Here is a 19,623-nt window from a genome sequence, read left to right on the forward strand (position 1 = left end):
AATTGTAAATTCAAATTCTGTTCTGAAACCCTATCTTCGCCTTCCTTAATCCCTCCCGATAGCTATCGGGATATCCAATCAACAAATTAATTACTCATGTCACAAGTTTGGAAAGACTACCAGGAAAAAAATAAAGATCGTTTCCTTAATGAATTACTGGAAATGCTTCGTATCCCATCCATCAGTGCAAGAAGTGAGCATAAAGCTGATATGGTAAAATGTGGGGAGATGGTTAAACAGCGGATGCTGGAAGCTGGCGCTGATAAAGCAGAAATTTTTACTACACCCGGTCACCCGATCGTGTATGGAGAAAAAATAATTGACCCTTCAAAACCTACAGTACTGGTATATGGTCACTACGATGTACAGCCTGTTGAGCCATTGGAACTTTGGCATAGCGGACCTTTTGATCCGGTGATAAAAGACGGAAAGATCTTTGCCCGCGGTTCTGCCGATGACAAGGGCCAGTTCTATATGCATGTAAAGGCGCTGGAGATAATGGTAAAGACAAACACGCTACCTACAAATATTAAATTCTGTATTGAAGGTGAAGAAGAAGTAGGTTCATCCAATCTTGGAGATTTTGTAAAAAGCCATAAAGAGTTATTAAAAGCCGATGTGATACTGATTAGCGACACAGCGATGCTAAGCATGGAAAATCCTTCTATTGATATTGGTGTTCGTGGTCTCAGCTATATTGAAGTGGAAGTAACAGGGCCTAATCGTGATTTGCACAGTGGCGTATACGGAGGCGCTGTAGCAAACCCTATTACTATTCTTGCAAAGATGATCGCATCGCTGCATGATGAAAATAATCATATTACCATTCCCGGATTTTATGATGATGTGGTAAACGCTACACCGGAAGAAAGAAAGAAAATGGCGGCCGCTCCGTTTGATGAAAAAGAATACAAAGAAGACCTGGGTGTAAAAGAATTGTGGGGAGAAAAGGGATTTACAACAAATGAAAGAACAGGTATTCGCCCAACCATCGAGTTAAATGGTATCTGGGGCGGTTATATTGGAGAAGGGTCTAAAACTGTTTTGCCATCCAAAGCATTTGCAAAAATTTCTGCACGGCTTGTTCCCAACCAGAATAGTGAAAAGATGACGGAAGTACTGATCAATCATTTAAAGAAAATAGCCCCTGCGAATGTTATAGTTAATGCAAAGCCACATCATGGTGGTGAACCGTACATGACCCCGCTTGACAGCAAAGCATATAAAGCTGCATCAGCCGCAATGAAAGATACTTTTGGCAAAGATCCGATCCCGGTTCGAGGTGGAGGTAGTATTCCTATCTGTGCATTATTTGAAAAAGAACTGGGAATTAAAATTGTGTTCATGGGTTTCGGGTTGGATAGTGACAACCTGCATAGTCCCAATGAAAAGTTCAATCTTGAAAACTATTATAAGGGGATAGAAACAATTCCACATTTTCACAAGCATTTTGCAGGGATGTAAAAAAGGTGTACTATTTTTTTGTCAACCTCACTTTAACCGGTGAGGTTTTTTTTATTTTTTTGAATATCTTTAAATGGGCGTTTATTTTAAATGCTTTTGAAAAAGATAAAACAATTGCTATGAAGTCTGTTTCATTTTTTATTTTCTTTATAGTTATAAATGAACTAGCTTTTTCACAACAGGATACTATTTATTACAACTCCCAATGGCAGATATGTGGAAAAGGGATTGCATCATTTTACAGAATAGGCTCTGTTGCAGTTGGAAAGGAATGGCACTTTACAGATAGCGTACGAGATTATTATATAAGCAACCGTATCCAGATGGAAGGCTTTTATTCTAAGGATGGATTTAGGGATGGACTATTTAGTTTTTATTATCCTGACGGAAATCTTGAAGCACAAGGAAGGTTTGTAAAGGACAGGTTTTATGGTAACTGGCAGTTTTACTACCCTGAGGGAAAAAGAAAAGCTAGGGTATATTATTCCGGAGATGCTATTGCATTTACGATTGTAGAATATATTGATGAAGAAGGAAATTATTTGGTCAAGGATGGAACTGGGAAATTTTTAATACCGGTTACCGATTTGTATGGTGATGTGAACTATTTACTTAAAGGGGAAATTATTAATGGAGAAAGAGAAGGAGCATGGGAGTATACCGGTTTAGTTAATGAAAATAATACCCAAATAAAACACAAAGAAGTATATAATGAAGGAAAGTTTAAACGGGGAGAATCTTCTTCCGGAGAAGAGTTTTACAGAGATTATGATAAACCAAAAGTTGCTGCAACTTTCATGAGTTTTAAAAAAATTAATAATACCGAAACGTTTGCTGTAAGCGAATCAGGGAACGTTGATATCATACTTAATAACAGAAAATTATTTCCTTCTTATAACCCAACATATGGCAATACAAGGGATACAATTGGTGCAATGACTAATGTCGAAATAGAAGCTGCATTTCCGGGAGGATATCTTGCATGGAGAAAATTTTTGGAGCAAAACTTAAAGGCAGATATATTAACAAACTCATTACCTGCATCCATCAAAAATTATAAACAAACAGTACAAGTCAGGTTTATTGTATGCGAAGATGGTACTGTGTGCAATGTGGAGGTCGCAAATAAAAATGAAGGTTTCAAACCTGTTCAGGATGAGGCAAGGAGAGTAATATCCCGGTCAGGCAAATGGGTACCCGCAGTACATGAGGGTAAGAATGTGAAATCTTTTCATACCCAGCTGATTACTTTTATTGCTACTTCTGAGTAACAAACTATTTTAAAACGGCTTTGCCGGAACTCCCAAAGCTTTTGAATCACCAGATACAGGGCCTGGTGGTAAATGTTCCCTCATAAATTTTGTATACAGGTTTGATAAATGCTCAGATGTTCCCTCACCTTCAAAAATTCCATGTGTCCTGTTAGGGTAACTCATCATCTGGAACTGTTTACCATATTTAATTAATTCATTGAACAACATATCGGCATTATTGTAATGCACATTATCATCACCTGTACCATGCACATATAATAAATTTCCTTTCAGGTTTTTTGCATAGGTCATTGGTGAGCCGTTTACAAAATCCTGCTTGTTCTCCTGCGGCAATCCCATATATCTTTCCTGGTAAATATTATCATAAGTGAGTTGGTTAGCTACTGGAGCAACAGCAATACCTGTTTTATAAATTTCAGGATACTGGAACATTAAATTCAATGTAGCAGAACCGCCGCCGCTCCAGCCCCAAACTCCAATACGACTTGTATCCACATAAGGCCATTTCATAATTTCTTTAGCTGCCATTGCCTGGTCTCTAATATTTACCAAACCAATTTTACGATACACACATTTTCTCCATTCCCTTCCTTTAGGGACAGGAGTGCCGCGGTTATCTATTGAAATATAGATATAACCATCCTTGCTCATATCACCTTTGTATAAAAAATTATTGGTGGAACCATAGGCATCAGTTACATTTTGTCCCCATGGTTCAGTGTACACATAAAAAATAACCGGGTATTTTTTTGTTGCATCAAAATTGGCAGGCTTTACCATCCATGCATCCATCTCTACGCCTTCTTCTGTTTTTACTTTGAAGAATTCTATATTCGATTTTGATTTATCGGCTTTAGCAACAGCATCATTCACTTTGTTTTCACCATTAATGCCTTTATGATCGGGTAGCGTTATCCATTCACTAACGGGGCTGGTGTAGTAGTTTGAAAAATTATGCTGGGCAAATTTTGCATTAAGAGAAACACGATAGTTATGTGTTCCTTTTTGATTAGCCGGTGAAACCATTTCGAGTTGGCCACTGCCATCGAGTTTGGTGCGGCATAAATATTTCTGGGTTGCATTCTCAGGTGATGCATGAAAATACACATAGCCTTCTTTCTGATCAATGGTGCTGATGTCCATCACATCATACTTACCGTTGGTGACCAATGTTTCTTTTTTTCCATCCCTGCTGATGCGGTATAAATGACGCCAACCATCTTTTTCACTTGCCCAGAGAAATTCCTGACCATTATTCAGCCAATCCCAGCCACCATTACCATAATCCGTATCCCACAGCGGAAGTATATCGATCCATGCTTCATCTTTCTCATTATAAATCGTTTTTGTATTGCCTGTTTTCACATCACAGAGCATCAGGTTGCTTTCATTCTGCTTTCTGTTCAGGTGCTGAATGATGAGTTCATTGCTGTTAGCGGCCCATTCCATTCTGGGAACATAGGTTCTCCATTTTTCATCATCAGGTATTTTCATCCATGCTGTTTTGCCAGTGGCTATATCAACCGAACCTATTTTATATTTCGATGGCGGTTCGCCAGCAATGGGGTACTCTACCGGTACAGCAACGGGATAAATGGAGTCGGTATTATTGATCATTAAATAATCTTTAGTTCCTTGTGCATCTATCTGCCAAAAAGCGATCTGTTTGCTATCCGGACTCCAGCGAAAACCATCACGACAGAAAAATTCTTCTTCATAAGCCCAATCGAATGTGCCATTGATGAGTTTACGGTTGCCATTTTTGGTTAAAGGCTTCACTATACCGGTTGCCAGGTCCTCAACATATAAATTATACTCACTTACATAAGCCACTTTTTTTCCATCAGGAGAAAATTTTGCAAACATGAGCGAAGAGGCAGGTCTGCCTTTACCTAATTGTTTTAATTTATTTGAACTGATTTCATACAACCAGTAATCACCTCTTGTATCAAGCCGCCACACTTTTTTTGTATTAGTATAGATCAGGACTTTATTGTAATCATTAGAGAATTTAAAGCCTCTTAGTGCCAATGGCTTTTCAGCGCCGACCGGTTTCAGTTTGTCTTTGCTCACAAACACGGTCTTTGTGTTTTGTGGCAATGTATACTTTGTTATATCGCCACCTTCATTCCTGAAATAAGAGTTACCATCAGTGCTCCAGTTTACACCACCTTGTGCCAGAACGATCAGCGGCAAACAATAAATAATTACAATTACAATAATTTTTACAAAGGCTGTCTTCATTATTTAGTTATTTTGAAACAGGAAAGTATTGAAAATTCTTAATCCCGGTTATTTAATTATATCAATGGCAGAAAAAGAGAAACTCAGGCTCGATAAATACCTCTGGTCCATCCGACTTTTTAAAACAAGGACTGAAGCAACTACCGCCTGCGATAAGGGAAAAGTAAAGCATAACGATGTGCAGGCAAAAGCTGCAAAGCAGGTACATATAGGAGAGGAGTACGAAGTAAAAACAGAGGCCAAACGTTGGCGGGTAAAGGTGACTGAGTTACTGTTTAAACGTGTTGCATACAGCGAAGCGATTAAGTATTATATAGACATTACCCCGGCAGAAGAAATAGAAAGGCTGCAGTTCCAGGCTGCCAGTTTTCATACGGGCAAAAGGCAGAGTAAAGTTGGCAGACCTACAAAAAAACAAAGAAGGGATATGGATGATTTTATGGAATTATAGTTTAGCTGGATCTTTAAGTTTTGAATCAAAACAATTTTTATGAAAAAATTGCTGCTGGTGTTACTTGTGAGTTTACCCGTTATCTTATGCGCACAGGTTGCCCAGTCTTCAAAGGATGATGAGAATAAGGTTTTTGAAAAGATAGAAATTGAAGCAGGCTTTAAAGGTGGTATTGTTAAATGGAATGAGTTTGTAAAAAAGAATTTCAACTTCATCAGAATTGAAAACAGTTTACCGGATTCTGTAACAACTTTTACTGATACTGCAAAAGCTCAGTTTATCGTAGATAAAAATGGGATCATCAATGAAATAAAAATTCTCAGTAAAACAAATTCAGCTTTCCAGCAATCCTGCATCGAAGTGTATAAAAAATCACCGCATTGGAATCCTGCCAATCAATGCGGCCGCCCAGTAAATGCTTACCGGAAGGAGACTTTCATTCTGCAGATCGATAAATCAACAAATAAGCGGGTTATCCTTGTCCGGTCGTAGTTTCAATGAGTATATCTTCTAAGTCATATTTGCGGAAAGTAGAAAAAAAACAGGCATATTTCATTGGTGAATACCTATGGCTTTATTGATAGACTGCATTTAATTTTACAGTACAAAAGTCAACCTTATGAAAACACGTTTGCTACTAATCCTGCTGATTGCAATCATGATCATTGAGTCATCATGCCGGAGTGCAATGACACCTTACCAGGCAGCCAATAATCCCGGCAAGAGCCGAAAGTGCAGGGCTATTCGTTAATTAATCATTAGAGTCTCCACCAAAAAAAGTACCTACCATTCCCTCCAGCATGGGATATTTTTCTATGATATAAGCTTTAAGTGTTGCGACCACTTTTACTGCCTGTTCATCAGTAATACCAGCTTCGGCTTTCAGTTTATCTATTAGATCCTGCATATTGTTTGTTTAATATTTGAAGTTAGGGAAATAAAAAAAACCGGCACTAACCGGTTTTAAATATTTTGCTTATTGACTTTTTTTTACGCTACTTTCAACAGACTCAGTTTACTCTTATCAAACTTACGAGTAGCATATTCCAGGTCAAGATTGAATTCTTTTTCATTCAGCGATGGCAGTTCAAACATGGCATCGGTAAGAATATTTTCGCAAATACTTCTCAAACCTCTTGCACCTAATTTATACTCCATTGCTTTTTGTACCATAAAATCAAGCACAGGATCTTCGATATTAAGTTTGATGCCTTCCAGTTCAAATAATTTTTTATACTGGCGTATCAATGCATTCTTCGGTTCTGTCAATATTGAACGTAGTGTTGTTGCATCCAGCGGTTCAAGATGGGTAACAACAGGCAAACGGCCCAATAACTCCGGAATCAAACCAAAAGATTTCAAGTCGGTTGCATTCACATAGCCCAACAGGTTTTTCCTCATACTTTCCTGCTGCTCTTTGTCTACGTTAAAGCCGATCATATTAGTTTTTACTCTGCGGGCAATCACTTTATCAATTCCATCAAATGCGCCTCCGCAGATAAATAGAATATTTTGCGTGTTCAATTTTATCAGCTTTTGTTCCGGATGTTTTCTTCCGCCCTGTGGTGGTACGAGTACATCCGTTCCTTCCAGTAATTTTAATAAACCCTGCTGCACACCTTCGCCACTTACATCACGAGTTATAGAAGGATTATCTCCTTTACGGGCTATCTTATCTATTTCATCAATATAAACAATACCACGTTCGGCAGCGCCTACATCATAGTTGCATACCTGAAGCAGTCTTGTTAATATGCTTTCAACATCTTCACCTACATAACCAGCTTCAGTGAATACAGTCGCATCAACTATTGCAAATGGAACGTTCAGTAATCTTGCAATTGTTTTTGCAAGCAAGGTTTTACCGGTACCGGTTTCACCTACCATTACAATATTGCTCTTTTCAATTTCAACATCATTCTCGCCGAGCTTTTGTTGTAATCTTTTAAAATGATTATAAACAGCAACAGAAAGAACTTTCTTTGCTTCATCCTGGCCAATTACATATTCATCCAGGAATTTTTTTATTTCAATAGGTTTCTTAACGGTGAGTTTGAATGAAGAGGAAGGCTTATCATTGGATATCACCAGCTCCTGTTCTATAATTTCACGGGCATGTTCAACGCAGTTTTCACAGATATGTCCTTCCTGTCCTGCAATGAGAATTTTCACCTCATCACGGTTGCGGCCGCAAAATGAACAATGTAGTTGTTGCTTAGCCATTTATAGTTGTATAACGATTTAAAAACGAGTTTGTAACTGTAAAAGTAGACAATAGCTCCCGAAAGGTTCAGGGAAATTTAGCAGACGGTATAAAAAGCTTAGAAATAGGGTTTTAGAGCTTGTCAATGAGCTTGTCAACGATACCATATTTTATTGCTTCCTTAGCATCCATCCAGTAGTCGCGGTCAAAGTCTTTCATAATTTGTTCAACCGTTTTACCGCAGTTTTCAGCGAGTATTTTAGCGCCGATTTCTTTTACTCTGCGTGTTTGCTCTGCCTGAATTTCAAGATCCTTGCTCACACCCTGTATATAACCACCCAATGATGGTTGGTGAATCATTACCTGTCCATTAGGATAAATAAAACGTTTGCCTTTTACACCACCACTCAGCAAAATACTTCCCATAGAAGCTGCAAGACCCATACAGATCGTACTTACCGGGCTCTTCATCATATTCATAGTATCATACATTACCATACCGCTTGTTACCACACCGCCTGGGCTATTGATATAAAATTTTATTTCTTCACCGGGTTTATCTGCTTCTAGCAACAGAAATTTTGAAACAACTTCTCTTGCACTCTTATCATCCACCACGCCCCAGAGATAAACAGAACGTTTTTCAAAAAAATATCTTTCCAGCTTTTTATTAAGCATATTCAGCTCATCCCGTTTGTCGGTACTTTCTTTTTCATCATCATCACTTCTCCAATCGTTAAATAAAAAATGTTTTGTGTTCATGGTTTATTTTTTTTGAAATCAACTTTATTACTACTATTAAACTTTGTTCCCGCTAAGCGGGACTCTTGTACGTTCTGATCGCTACTCATCAAATCATTTCTTCTCCTTTTTCGGATTTGTTGCCAGCACTTCATCTACCAATCCATACTCTTTTGCTTCAATCGCTGTCATCCAGTGGTCACGATCAAAGTCGGCTTCAATTTTTTCAACTGACTGTCCGCTGTGCTGACTGATCACATCGTACAACTCTTTCTTTAGTTTTTTGATCTCTGTTACTGTTATTTCAATATCACTTGCCTGTCCGCCGATAGCGCCGCTCGGCTGGTGCATCATGATGCGTGAATGTTTTAGCGCCGCCCTTTTTCCTTTTGTGCCTGCACCCAACAGTACACATGCCATAGATGCAGCTACACCGATACAGATCGTTGCCACATCAGGTGTTACATATTGAATAGTGTCATACACACCAAGCCCGCTGTACACACTGCCACCGGGGCTGTTGATGTACATATTGATGTCACGGGTCCTGTCTGTAGAGTCAAGGAACAATAACTGTGCGGTTACAATATTCGCCACCTCATCATTGATGGGATAGCCTAGAAAGATGATGCGGTCCATCATCAAACGGCTGTAAACGTCCATCACTGCCACATTCATGGGGCGTTCTTCAATAATGTTAGGTGTAAGACCAGTTACCAAATGGCTTGCATAACTGTTCAATGTATTACTGGAAATACCGCGATGCTTCACGGCATATTTTTCAAATTCAGAATTAAAGCTCATAGTTAATTTTTTAATCCGGGGTTTGTAAGGATTCATCAAATATCCGTCCAAATGGTAAAACTGCAAAATTGGTGTCATGAATTACCAGAATTAAGACGAATTGACATTTCTAGGTATATAGGGTATAAAAAGTAAAAAGGTTAGCGACTGCCAACCTTTTACATTATATACTTTTTATACTTTTCTATTAATGGTGTTGATGTTGATGTTCTTCCACCATTTTGCTAAACTCATCCATAGCGATAGGTTTCTCAGTAGCGTTTACCTGTCCTTCGGCCCATTCAAATACTTTCTGAGTTTGTATCCTGTTATAAGAATCTTCAACAAATTTGCGATCCTTCATCATTTTTTCAACATAATCTTTTATCCAGGGCTGCTCTTCATCATTGATAGTGCCGCCCATATATCCCATCAGTTGTTGTTTGGCAAAACCTTTTATTTCGTCCGGCTGAACCTGGATTCCATTTTCCGATACAATTTTATCAGTGATCAAAGTCCATTTCAACTGGTTGAGGAAAGTAGGAAATTCTGTTTCCACTTCTTCTTCAGTTTTTGGTTTTTCGCCTTGTGTTTTTACCCATTTTTTCAGGAAAGATTGAGGAAACTCAATCGTCGTATGATCGAGTAACTCATGATAGGTTTGATGCTGCAATTGATTTCTTGCCTGGCCATCCCAGTAAGCCTGGATTTCTTCTTTGATCTTATTTCTGAATTCAGCTTCTGTTTTTATTTCAGCACCGGGGTGAAGTTGATTAAAGAATTCTTCATTCATCTCTCTTTTCTCAAGCAATCCAACTTTGGTAATAGTAAGTTTGAAATATTTTTCAGCGTCAGCAGCATTTGTTTTATCCAAACCTAGATCATCCATTACCCATTCCCTTTCTTTTTCATCAAATGCTGATTTCAATTGCAGGGTTACTGTATCACCTGCTTTTTTATCTAATAAATTTTTGCGGAAGCTTTCTGAAAAATATTTCAGCAAAAGCGAATTATCTTTTTTAGCGCCGCCTTCAATTTCATTTCCGGCTGCATCTGTTTCAACAAAATTCACATTCAGCACATTTTCTTCTGTAGTTGCTGTTTCGCAATCCTTCATATTCCCGTAACGGTTCTGCAAGCGAGTCACTTCATTATCTATCATTTCTTCGGTGATAGAAACTTTGTATCGTGTTGCTTTAATTTTTTTCAGATCAGCAAGGTTGAATTCAGGTTTCAAACCAACTTCGAAATCGAAACTGTAATCGATGGGGTTATTCATATCCAACTGACGAAAATCTGATTCCATCGGCAGTGGTTGTGCAAAAATGTCCAGCTTCTCTGTTTCAAGGAAATTAATCAACTCCTTGTCAACGGTACGCAATACTTCATCTGTATAAACAGATGCACCATACATTTTTTTGATCAATCCTGCAGGTACCATTCCTTTTCTGAAACCGGGGATGTTTGCTTTCTTGCTGTATTCTTTTAGAGCTTTTTCAAAAGCAGGGAGGTAATCTTTTTTCTCCAATTTCAAAGTCAGCTTGTCATTCAGCAAGCCTATACTCTCTCTTGTTATTGTTGCCATATGCGTCTCAAGTTTAATGTTTAAGGTTTAATGTTGTAAACAGTTTACAATTTTAAAAAAGAGAAGGTTGAATGGGAAACCTTAAACATTAAACCATTCAACCTTAAACCTTAAAAAGTCCGGATGGAGGGACTCGAACCCCCATACCTTACGGCATCAGATCCTAAGTCTGACGTGTCTACCAATTTCACCACATCCGGTTACTAGACTCAATGATCAAACTCCAATTTAGCTTCTTTCAGCTTTGTTATTTGATTTCCTGAATTTTTGTTTTGGGGCTGCAAATGTAGGGCATTTTCTCTTTCCGAAAAGAATGAAAACCGATTTCCAATTTTCCTGATAAAATTGTACGTTTGGAACCCTAACCCGCTTGCCTGATTAAAATCCCCAATTTCCTGCGACAGACTGATTCAGGCTATTAACCATAGAACTTAGACTGCTTTTACCAACACTGCCTTTGGCAACTAAAACTAACCGTCGATGAGAAAACTTTTACTTATCGGTGCTGTATTATTTTCCATTTCAATACAGTCCCAAAATCCCGCTACCACCTTTACAATTCCAAACCGAAACATCAATCTTTCCTGCGGAACAAGTTGTACCAACTTTTCTGTTTCAGTTCCGCACATTAAACAATCATCAGATTATGTAATTACTAACCCGGCTTATTCACCTTTTGCGTACACAACACCCGGCGGTACGGTAGTTACATCTGTTTATATTGATGACACCTGGAGTCCGAAGATCCCGATCAGTTTCCCATTCTGTTTTTACAACATCACTTACCCAACATTAATAATGGGATCTAATTCCGCAATAACATTTGATACGGTGAGGGCAGGTACAGGAAGTGGCTATGTTATTTCCGCGACTGGTGCAATCCCCAGTACAGATTATGCCCCTAAAATGATATTCGGACCTTATCATGATATTCATCCGGGCCTGGCATCAACCAACAAAAAAATTGAATATCGTGTAGAAGGTGTTGCGCCAAAAAGAAGATTTGTTGCAAGCTATAATGATATTCCTTATTTCAGTGGATCATGTTCACTACCAAGAGCCACTCACCAGATGGTGTTGTATGAAAGTACCGGAATTATCGAAGTATATATTAAAGACAAACCTTTTTGTACCGACTGGAATGGTGGACGAACTATTCTCGGCGTGCAGGATGAAACAATGACCCGTGCCGTTGCAGCATCCGGTAAGAATGCTACAGTTTGGGGTGCCAATGCAATGGACTCCTGTTTTCGTTTTACACCCAGCGGTGGTGTTTCAAGATTTAAAAGTGCACAGCTTCGTGTAAATGGAAGTGTTGTTGCTACAGGCGACACTACTTCTGGCAGTTCGGGAATGTTGAATCTTAATTTTAATAATGTTTGCCCGACAGCAGACAGTACTGCTTATGTAGTTCGTGTTACTTATAGTACCTGTAACGACCCGGCACAGGATGTTTTTTTTGAAGACACTGTGTTTGTAAAAAAAGTTACACCAGCTTTCGCATTTAATAAAACTGATGCTACCTGTTCTGCAGGCGGAACTATAACAGTAACTGCTTCCGGGGGCATTGCGCCATTACAATACAGCACCAATGGTACTACTTATCAACCTTCAGGAAGCTTTACAAACGTTGCATCCGGTAACTATACTATTTACGTAAAAGATGCGGCAAACTGTATCGTGAATCAGCCTGTAACAGTTGGACTCTTAAATACGCTTACTGTAAGAACAAATAATGATACTACAATTTGTCGCGGTGCATCATTCACTCCTAATACAGTAAGTGCAGGAACATCTTTTGTATGGACGTCGCAGACTGGTGTAAGTAATCCTGCTATTGCTAATCCTGTTCTGTCTCCGCAAAATTCTATTACCTATACAGTGACTGCAACATTGGGTAATTGTACTGCAACGGATAATCTTGTCGTAACAGTTGTACCCGGTGCATCTGCCAATGCAGGCCCGGATGCATCAATTATTGCAGGTGATGTATATACTATTTCGGGTACTGCAACAACAGGCACTTACAATTGGTCACCAACAACAGGATTGAGTTCTGCAAATACACTTATTACGAACGCAGCTCCTACTGTGTCGACAACGTATACATTAACGGTTACTTCCCCACAAGGATGTACGGCTAGTGATGATATGCGCATTACCGTTGTTCCGTATTGTGTAAAACCAATGATTGCCTTTACACCCAATGGAGATGGTATAAATGATTTGTGGCTGATCACAAATGGTAACTGTTTGATCAGTGCAGTAGCACAGGTCTTTAATCGCTATGGAGCTAAAGTGTTTGAATCGAAAGATTATAAGAATAATTGGAACGGAACATGGGATGGTAAGCCTTTAGCCGATGGCACCTATTATTATGTTATCAGTTATAAACTGGTAAATGGCAAAACAGTTTTTGAAAAGGGCAATGTGACAATTCTCCGTTAACCTGCAAAAAAATTATTATGAAACACATTGTAAACATTGGTTTGATATTACTGATTTCAGCGAATGTTTCTGGTCAGCAATTAACATCATCTTCTTTTTATGATATGCAAGGCTCTTTGCACAATCCTTCTATGGCCGGTGTAAACAAACATGGAATGGTCGGCGGCTCTTTTCGGAGCATGTGGAGCGGAGTACCCGGTGGACCTGAAACACAGTTTTTATTTGGTTCATTTTATTTGCCAAACATAAATTCCGGTTTGGGGGCTTACTTATACAATGATGTAACGGGTCCTACAAAACGTATAGGCGCCCAACTGGCCTATGCTTATCAAATTCAATTGAAGAATGAAGCATCATTTTCATTGGGGATCGAAGCAAGACTACAGCAGTTTTCTTTTGACCAGGCAAAATTGCAACAGGCTTTGGGTTCAAATGACCCGGTATTGGGAAGCACAGATACCCAATTTAAAGCAGATGCAGGATTTGGTATTAACTACACTGCAAAAAAACTTCAGGTTGGTGCATCGGTAAGTCAGCTTGTTCAGTCAAAGCTCGATTTTTACAGTGGCAGCTATAATCGAACTGAAGAAGGAAAGTTGTACAGGCATTATTATTTACATGCTAATTACAAATGGAGAACCGATGCAAACACTGAGGTCATCCCCAATTTTCTTTTTATCTATTTACCCAATTCGCCATTGGAATTCCAGGGTGGTGTAAGAGTTGAACATAAAGAGCAATTCTTTTGGGGAGTAGGATTCCGGGCACATCAGAGCTGGATGCTTTCCGCAGGAGTACATATCAAAAAGAAATTTACAGTTGGTTATTCATTCGATATTTTCACTACACCACTTAGTACTTATGATAAAGGTGGCAATGCACATGAAGTGATGCTGCGATATGATTTTTTGAAGTAGGACTAAGAGATTAAAGAGAAAAGGAGGAAAAGAGTAAAGTAGTTTGCTCTTTTCCTCCTTTTTTATTCCCGAAATCTTAACTCCTTAAACTCTTTTTACTCTTTTACACTCTTAGCTATTTTCAGTAAATTCGTAGACTAATGGAAACGCTTGAACGGCCCTCAAAATATAACCTCACTCAGGAGCAGGAAAAGAAATTGATCCTGCGGGAATACCGTTCCCTTTTACGTTCATTAAAAACAAAACTGAAGCCGGGAGACCGTGACCTGATCCGCATTGCATTTGAAATGGCTGCGGAGGCCCATAAGACCATGCGCCGCAAAAGTGGTGAACCCTATATTCTGCATCCTTTAGCAGTTGCAAAAATTTGTGTTGAAGAAATTGGCTTGGGTGTACGTTCAACTATTTGTTCTTTGTTACACGATACAGTTGAAGATACCGATGTGACGATGGAAGATGTTCAACGTGAGTTTGGCAGTGAGATCGCAAAAATTGTTGATGGTCTTACCAAGATCGCAAACATTGTGGATGTAAATGCATCGCAGCAGGCTGAGAATTTTAAAAAGATATTACTTACGCTTACAGATGATCCCCGTGTGATTTTGATCAAACTATCCGATCGCTTACATAATATGCGTACGCTGGATAGTATGAAGCGGGAAAAGCAATTGAAGATCTCTTCCGAGACAGTTTATATCTATGCGCCACTTGCACACAGGATGGGTTTGTATACTATCAAAACGGAGATGGAAGACCTGGCCATGAAATACATGGAGCCGGATATTTACAAAGACATTGCACAGAAACTGGCAGAAACAAAACGTGAACGTACCCGTTATATCAATGAGTTTGTAAAACCATTGGTAGAGCAACTGGAAAAATCAGATTTTAAATTTGAAATACAAGGCCGCCCCAAAAGCATACACTCTATCTGGAATAAAATGAAAAAGAAAGGAGTGGCCTTTGAAGAAGTGTATGATCTTTTTGCTATCCGCATCATTCTCGATTCATCACCAGAAAAAGAAAAAGAAGAATGCTGGAAAGTGTATTCGATCATTACAGATGAGTATACACCATCACCGGAACGATTGCGTGACTGGTTGAGTAATCCAAAAAGTAACGGCTATGAAGCATTGCACACAACAGTGATGGGGCCGCAAGGCCGCTGGGTAGAAGTGCAGATACGTACACGACGTATGAATGAAATTGCGGAAAAAGGACTTGCCGCACATTGGAAGTATAAAGAAGATAGTGGTGATGAAAGCCGTTTTGATAAATGGTTTCACCAGATACGTGAAGTGCTGGCCAACCAGGATACAGACAGTGTTGACTTTTTACAGGATTTCAAAACAAGTTTTCTTACAGAAGAAATTTATGTGTACACACCAAAGGGTGATGTAAAGATGTTACCCGTCGGTTCTACTGCACTTGATTTTGCATTTTCAATTCACAGTGCTATTGGTATAAAAACAATTGGTGCCAAAGTAAATCACAAACTCGTTCCGATTAGCCATAAACTACGAAGTGGCGACCAGGTGGAAATAATTACGAGTAATAAACAAAAACCAAATGAAGACTGGCTGGGTTTTGTTGTAACATCAAAAGCAAAAGGAAGAATAAGAGATGCCCTTAAAGAAGAGAAAAGAAAAATAGCTGATGATGGCAAGTACACTATGCAGCGAAAGGTAGAAGGAATGGGAGCTGCGTTTAATCAACATAACATTGATGAAGTAGTTCATTTTTATAAATTCAGTTCGGCACTTGATCTCTATTACAATATTTCTATTAAGAATATTGATTTGAAAGAACTAAAAGAGTTCAAAGTTTATGGCGATAAACTGGAAGCACCGAAACCGGTTAAACAACCAGAGTTGAAACATGAATCTTATGTTCCCAACAAGAATGCAAAAGAAACCGAGCTGATCATTTTTGGTGAAAGCAGTGATAGGATCGTTTATAATCTTGCTAATTGCTGCAAGCCTATTCCGGGTGATGACGTATTTGGGTTTGTAACAACAGGAAAGGGATTAACAATTCACCGAACCAATTGCCCCAATGCGGCTAAACTATTAGCCAACTATGGCCATCGCGTAGTAAAAACAAAATGGGCCAAGAATAAAGAGATATCCTTCCTCACCGGTGTTCGCATAGTGGGATTGGATGATGTTGGTGTCATTCATAAACTTACAAACCTGATATCGGGTGAGTTGAAAATAAATATTGCCGCACTCACTGTAGAAGCCAAAGAAGGATTGTTTGAAGGAAATATCAAATTATTTGTGCATGATAAGGAAGAACTGGATAATCTTGTTCAACGCTTAATTGATCTTGGTGGCATTGAAAAAGTAGAACGATTTGATACTGAAGATTTAAATAATCTGCCATCGTAAATCCACATTCTGATGTTAAAAACTAGGCAAATTTTCTCTGAATTTTGAGAAGGATTTTATTAACTTGTAACCTTTCCATTTTATCACTACCAACTGCAATCGCTCATGAGAGGTTTAAGACTAATCGTACTTTTACTGCTATTCATTTTATTTTCTTTTTTCAGCAACGGGCAGGGGTTTACATTTAACTGTTCAAGGGATATAACCATGGTTGGTTGCGGCCCTACAGGTTGTTTGAATATACAAGCTTTGATCCCGGATATTCATCGTCAAACAAATACATATACTCTAAATCCTCTACCTATATTAGGTGTGCCGGCATGTTCTCCTACTTATGTTCCTGCTAATGATCCAGGTGGTGCACCTACTAATCTTGCTGTTGATGACACATACAGTTCTGTAATTAATATGGGATTTAATTTTCCTTTTTATGGCACAACTTATAGTTCATTAGTGGCAAGTACAAACGGGTATATAAGTTTTGATATTACAAGAGCAGGTCTTTTTGCACATTGGCAAAATAACGGTGACCTTCCGAATGCTTTATATGACAGGGCTTTGATAATGGGGCCATATCATGATCTTTTTCCCGGACAGGCTACTTCTCCATTTCAAAGAGTACAATACCAAACGATCGGTTCAGCGCCAACACGTAAATGGGTGTTGAGTTTTTTCAAAGTGCCATTGTTTAGTTGTACGAGTTTGATTGAAAATACTCACCAGATCATTTTATATGAATCAACAGGAATAATTGAAGTAAAAATTTTTGACATGCAGATATGTCCGGGATGGATTCAGGGTAAAGCAATGGTGGGCATCCAGGATTTTACCCGGACACAAGCTTTAATGGCACCCGGCAGAAGAATGAGTGATCCCTCATGGGGAAGCATGGGTATGAATGAAAGCTGGCGGTTTGTGCCAGATGGAGGCCCTTCATTATTTAAGAGAGTCGAACTTTATACTGTTACAGGAGTGTTAGTAGCAACAGGCACTACTTCTCCTGGTGCTACAGGTACATTAATAGCAAGCTTTCCAAATATTTGTCCTCCGCCCGGACCAACTACAACTTATATTGTAAGATCTGTTTATGAAAAAATAGATGATCCGACAGTTGAGATATTTGGTACAGATACTATCAGGATAAACAGGGCACCGGCAACCGTATCCGCAACAGCTACTACAACTGATGCTGTTTGTAATGGTAGTTCAACAGGCACTATCACTGTCAGTACCCCAACACCTGGCAATCCACCATTTCGTTATTCTTTGGATGGCATAAACTGGCAAACATCAAATGTGTTTCCTAATTTACCTGCAGGTACCTATACAATTTATTTTGAAGAAGGCAGTGGATGCGGTAACACTACAACTGCTACTATCGCCGAGCCAACGACACTTGTTTCCTCATTTACATCAACACCTGTTGTTTGCAATGGGCAAAGCAATGGTATAATAAACGTAACAGCTTCCGGCGGTATGGCACCATATGAGTTTTCATTAGATGGCGGCGCATACCAGTCATCAGGAACTTTCAATAATGCTAATGCCAATAACCATATTGTTACAATACGGGATGCAAACAGCTGCATTCGTACTGTAAATATTCCTATAAACGAACCTGCTGTTTTATCGTTATCAGGAAATACAGCGACTGCAAGCTGTGATGGAGGTAATGATGGTTTGATAGTAGTAAATGCTGCCGGCGGTAATTCAAGCTATCAGTATTCAATTGATGCCACTACTTATCAATCATCTGATTCGTTCCTTGTTGCTCCGGGAAATTATATGATCACTGTAAGAGATAACCTGAATTGTGTAGATACCCAAAGTTTTATAGTGGGTCTTACATCCAATCTTACACATACCCCATTAACAGATCCAACGATCTGTGAAGGAAGTTCAACGCAACTTAATTTTACTTCAAACGCAACTAATTATAGTTGGAGTCCTGCAATTGGATTAAGTAATCCAAATTCTGCTAATCCGGTTGCTAATCCTGTTACAACACAGCAATACATTGTTTCGTATACTTTGGGACGTTGTACAGAAAAAGATACAGCATTGGTAAGGGTAAATGCGGCGCCGATACCCGCAGCTGGCCCTGATGGATTTATTTGTTATGGACAAACCTATCAATTGCAGGCAAGTGGCGGCGTTGTATATAGTTGGGCTCCATCAACATTTTTAACCAGCATAGGTGTATCAAACCCTGTTTCAAAACCGGATAATACAATGACCTATTCTGTTAGGATCGTTGCTGACGCAAATGGTTGTCCTTCGCTTGTAACTGACCAGGTAACGGTAGATGTAACTCCACCAATAAAAGTGAGAACTTATCCGCAGGATACGATCGTACATGCAGGCGATCAGTTCCAGCTGCTGGCTACTTCTGTTGCGCCAAATTATAGCTGGTCACCGGGTTATGATTTGGACAGAACCGATATTCCAAATCCTGTTATCACTGTTGATAGAGATGTGATATTGATAGTTACTGCCAGTTCACAGGCGGGATGTATCGGCGAAGCAAGTATAAGAATTCAGGTGTATAAGGGTCCCGATCTTTATCCGCCAACAGGATTTACGCCGAATGGAGATGGGCTAAATGATAAATTCTATCCTTTCCCTGTGGGTATACAAGAATTAAAATATTTCAAAGTATTTAATCGTTGGGGGCAAATGGTTTTCAGCACAAATAAACTCTGGGATGGCTGGGATGGAAGATTGGGTGGAAGAGAACAGGCCTCAGGTACTTATGCATGGATTGCGCAGGGTGTAACCCGTGACGGAAGGGTAATAACGAAAAAAGGAACGGTTGTTCTTATAAGATAGTGCTGTGGAAAGAAACTTTAAAAGAGCTGCCGGAATTACACGGTAGCTTTTTTTGTTCCCTTATTTTTGCCGCCGTTGAAACCCCCTGTCCTCCGCCACGGCGGAGAGACTTAGATTGAAGATTCATTTTGTAATAGCAAGTTCTGTCGGAAATAATCTTGAATAGAATTACAGAAAGTACAAGGGAGCGTCGCAACAGAAGTTAAATAGTAGCAATACAGTTGGTAAACAAAAAATAATTTTAATTCATAAAATAATTCCGAAAAGAGGAGTTTCTTATCTCCCCTTTAGGGG

Annotated in this window: 13 protein-coding genes and 1 tRNA gene; 8 read left to right on the forward strand and 6 right to left on the reverse strand. The window is 39.1% G+C overall.

Going from position 1 to position 19,623, the window contains the following annotated elements; genetic code table 11:
• Nucleotides 1–96 precede the first annotated feature (96 nt).
• Both E6H07_09705 and E6H07_09710 read left to right on the forward strand, forming a co-directional pair.
• On the forward strand, nucleotides 97–1,464 hold the full coding sequence (locus E6H07_09705) for a dipeptidase (protein ID TMI66156.1): 1,368 nt from the start codon (nucleotides 97–99) through the stop codon (nucleotides 1,462–1,464).
• A gap of 119 nt (nucleotides 1,465–1,583) precedes the next feature.
• Entirely contained in the window at nucleotides 1,584–2,735 is a 1,152-nt protein-coding gene (locus E6H07_09710; protein TMI66157.1) for a hypothetical protein, read from the forward strand.
• Between the two features lie 9 nt (nucleotides 2,736–2,744).
• On the opposite strand, the gene E6H07_09715 is transcribed toward E6H07_09710, so the two are convergent.
• A complete protein-coding gene (locus tag E6H07_09715) occupies nucleotides 2,745–4,982 on the reverse strand; it encodes a S9 family peptidase (GenBank protein TMI66158.1) in 2,238 nt (745 codons plus the stop codon).
• Nucleotides 4,983–5,046: 64 nt separating this feature from the next.
• On the opposite strand from E6H07_09715, the gene E6H07_09720 reads away from it, so the two are divergent.
• Together E6H07_09720 and E6H07_09725 are read left to right on the forward strand one after the other, a co-directional pair.
• Nucleotides 5,047–5,433 (forward strand): RNA-binding S4 domain-containing protein, encoded by a 387-nt coding sequence (locus tag E6H07_09720; protein TMI66159.1) that lies wholly within the window; start codon nucleotides 5,047–5,049, stop codon nucleotides 5,431–5,433.
• A gap of 39 nt (nucleotides 5,434–5,472) precedes the next feature.
• Nucleotides 5,473–5,925, forward strand: a complete 453-nt coding sequence (locus tag E6H07_09725) for a hypothetical protein (protein TMI66160.1) — start codon at nucleotides 5,473–5,475, stop codon at nucleotides 5,923–5,925.
• Between the two features lie 498 nt (nucleotides 5,926–6,423).
• Here the strand turns inward: E6H07_09725 and clpX are convergent, their stop codons facing one another.
• The 5 genes from clpX to E6H07_09750 all read right to left on the reverse strand — a co-directional run bounded on the left by clpX (nucleotide 6,424) and on the right by E6H07_09750 (nucleotide 10,945).
• Nucleotides 6,424–7,656 carry an ATP-dependent Clp protease ATP-binding subunit ClpX gene (gene clpX, locus E6H07_09730; GenBank protein ID TMI66161.1) on the reverse strand — a complete coding sequence of 411 codons (1,233 nt, stop codon included), beginning with the start codon at nucleotides 7,654–7,656 and terminating at the stop codon, nucleotides 6,424–6,426.
• Between the two features lie 112 nt (nucleotides 7,657–7,768).
• On the reverse strand, nucleotides 7,769–8,398 hold the full coding sequence (locus tag E6H07_09735) for an ATP-dependent Clp protease proteolytic subunit (protein ID TMI66162.1): 630 nt from the start codon (nucleotides 8,396–8,398) through the stop codon (nucleotides 7,769–7,771).
• A 93-nt stretch (nucleotides 8,399–8,491) separates the two neighbouring features.
• Nucleotides 8,492–9,181, reverse strand: a complete 690-nt coding sequence (locus E6H07_09740; GenBank protein TMI66163.1) for an ATP-dependent Clp protease proteolytic subunit — start codon at nucleotides 9,179–9,181, stop codon at nucleotides 8,492–8,494.
• A gap of 187 nt (nucleotides 9,182–9,368) precedes the next feature.
• The gene (tig, locus tag E6H07_09745) at nucleotides 9,369–10,745 is read right to left on the reverse strand and encodes a trigger factor (GenBank protein TMI66164.1); all 1,377 of its coding nucleotides are present in this window, start codon (nucleotides 10,743–10,745) and stop codon (nucleotides 9,369–9,371) included.
• A gap of 118 nt (nucleotides 10,746–10,863) precedes the next feature.
• Nucleotides 10,864–10,945 (reverse strand) — tRNA-Leu (locus tag E6H07_09750).
• A gap of 280 nt (nucleotides 10,946–11,225) precedes the next feature.
• On the opposite strand from E6H07_09750, the gene E6H07_09755 reads away from it, so the two are divergent.
• The 4 genes from E6H07_09755 to E6H07_09770 all read left to right on the forward strand — a co-directional run bounded on the left by E6H07_09755 (nucleotide 11,226) and on the right by E6H07_09770 (nucleotide 19,329).
• Complete coding sequence (locus E6H07_09755; GenBank protein ID TMI66165.1) at nucleotides 11,226–13,193, forward strand: gliding motility-associated C-terminal domain-containing protein; 1,968 nt, start codon at nucleotides 11,226–11,228, stop codon at nucleotides 13,191–13,193.
• A 17-nt stretch (nucleotides 13,194–13,210) separates the two neighbouring features.
• Nucleotides 13,211–14,110, forward strand: coding sequence for a type IX secretion system membrane protein PorP/SprF (locus E6H07_09760; protein ID TMI66166.1), 900 nt, complete (start codon nucleotides 13,211–13,213; stop codon nucleotides 14,108–14,110).
• Nucleotides 14,111–14,250: 140 nt separating this feature from the next.
• A complete protein-coding gene (locus E6H07_09765) occupies nucleotides 14,251–16,500 on the forward strand; it encodes a bifunctional (p)ppGpp synthetase/guanosine-3',5'-bis(diphosphate) 3'-pyrophosphohydrolase (protein ID TMI66167.1) in 2,250 nt (749 codons plus the stop codon).
• 105 nt (nucleotides 16,501–16,605) lie between these two features.
• Nucleotides 16,606–19,329 (forward strand): T9SS type B sorting domain-containing protein, encoded by a 2,724-nt coding sequence (locus tag E6H07_09770; GenBank protein ID TMI66168.1) that lies wholly within the window; start codon nucleotides 16,606–16,608, stop codon nucleotides 19,327–19,329.
• The last annotated feature ends 294 nt before the right edge of the window (nucleotides 19,330–19,623 follow it).

This window comes from Bacteroidota bacterium, from assembly GCA_005882315.1.
In the GTDB taxonomy this organism is placed as follows: Bacteria; Bacteroidota; Bacteroidia; order Chitinophagales; family Chitinophagaceae; genus VBAR01.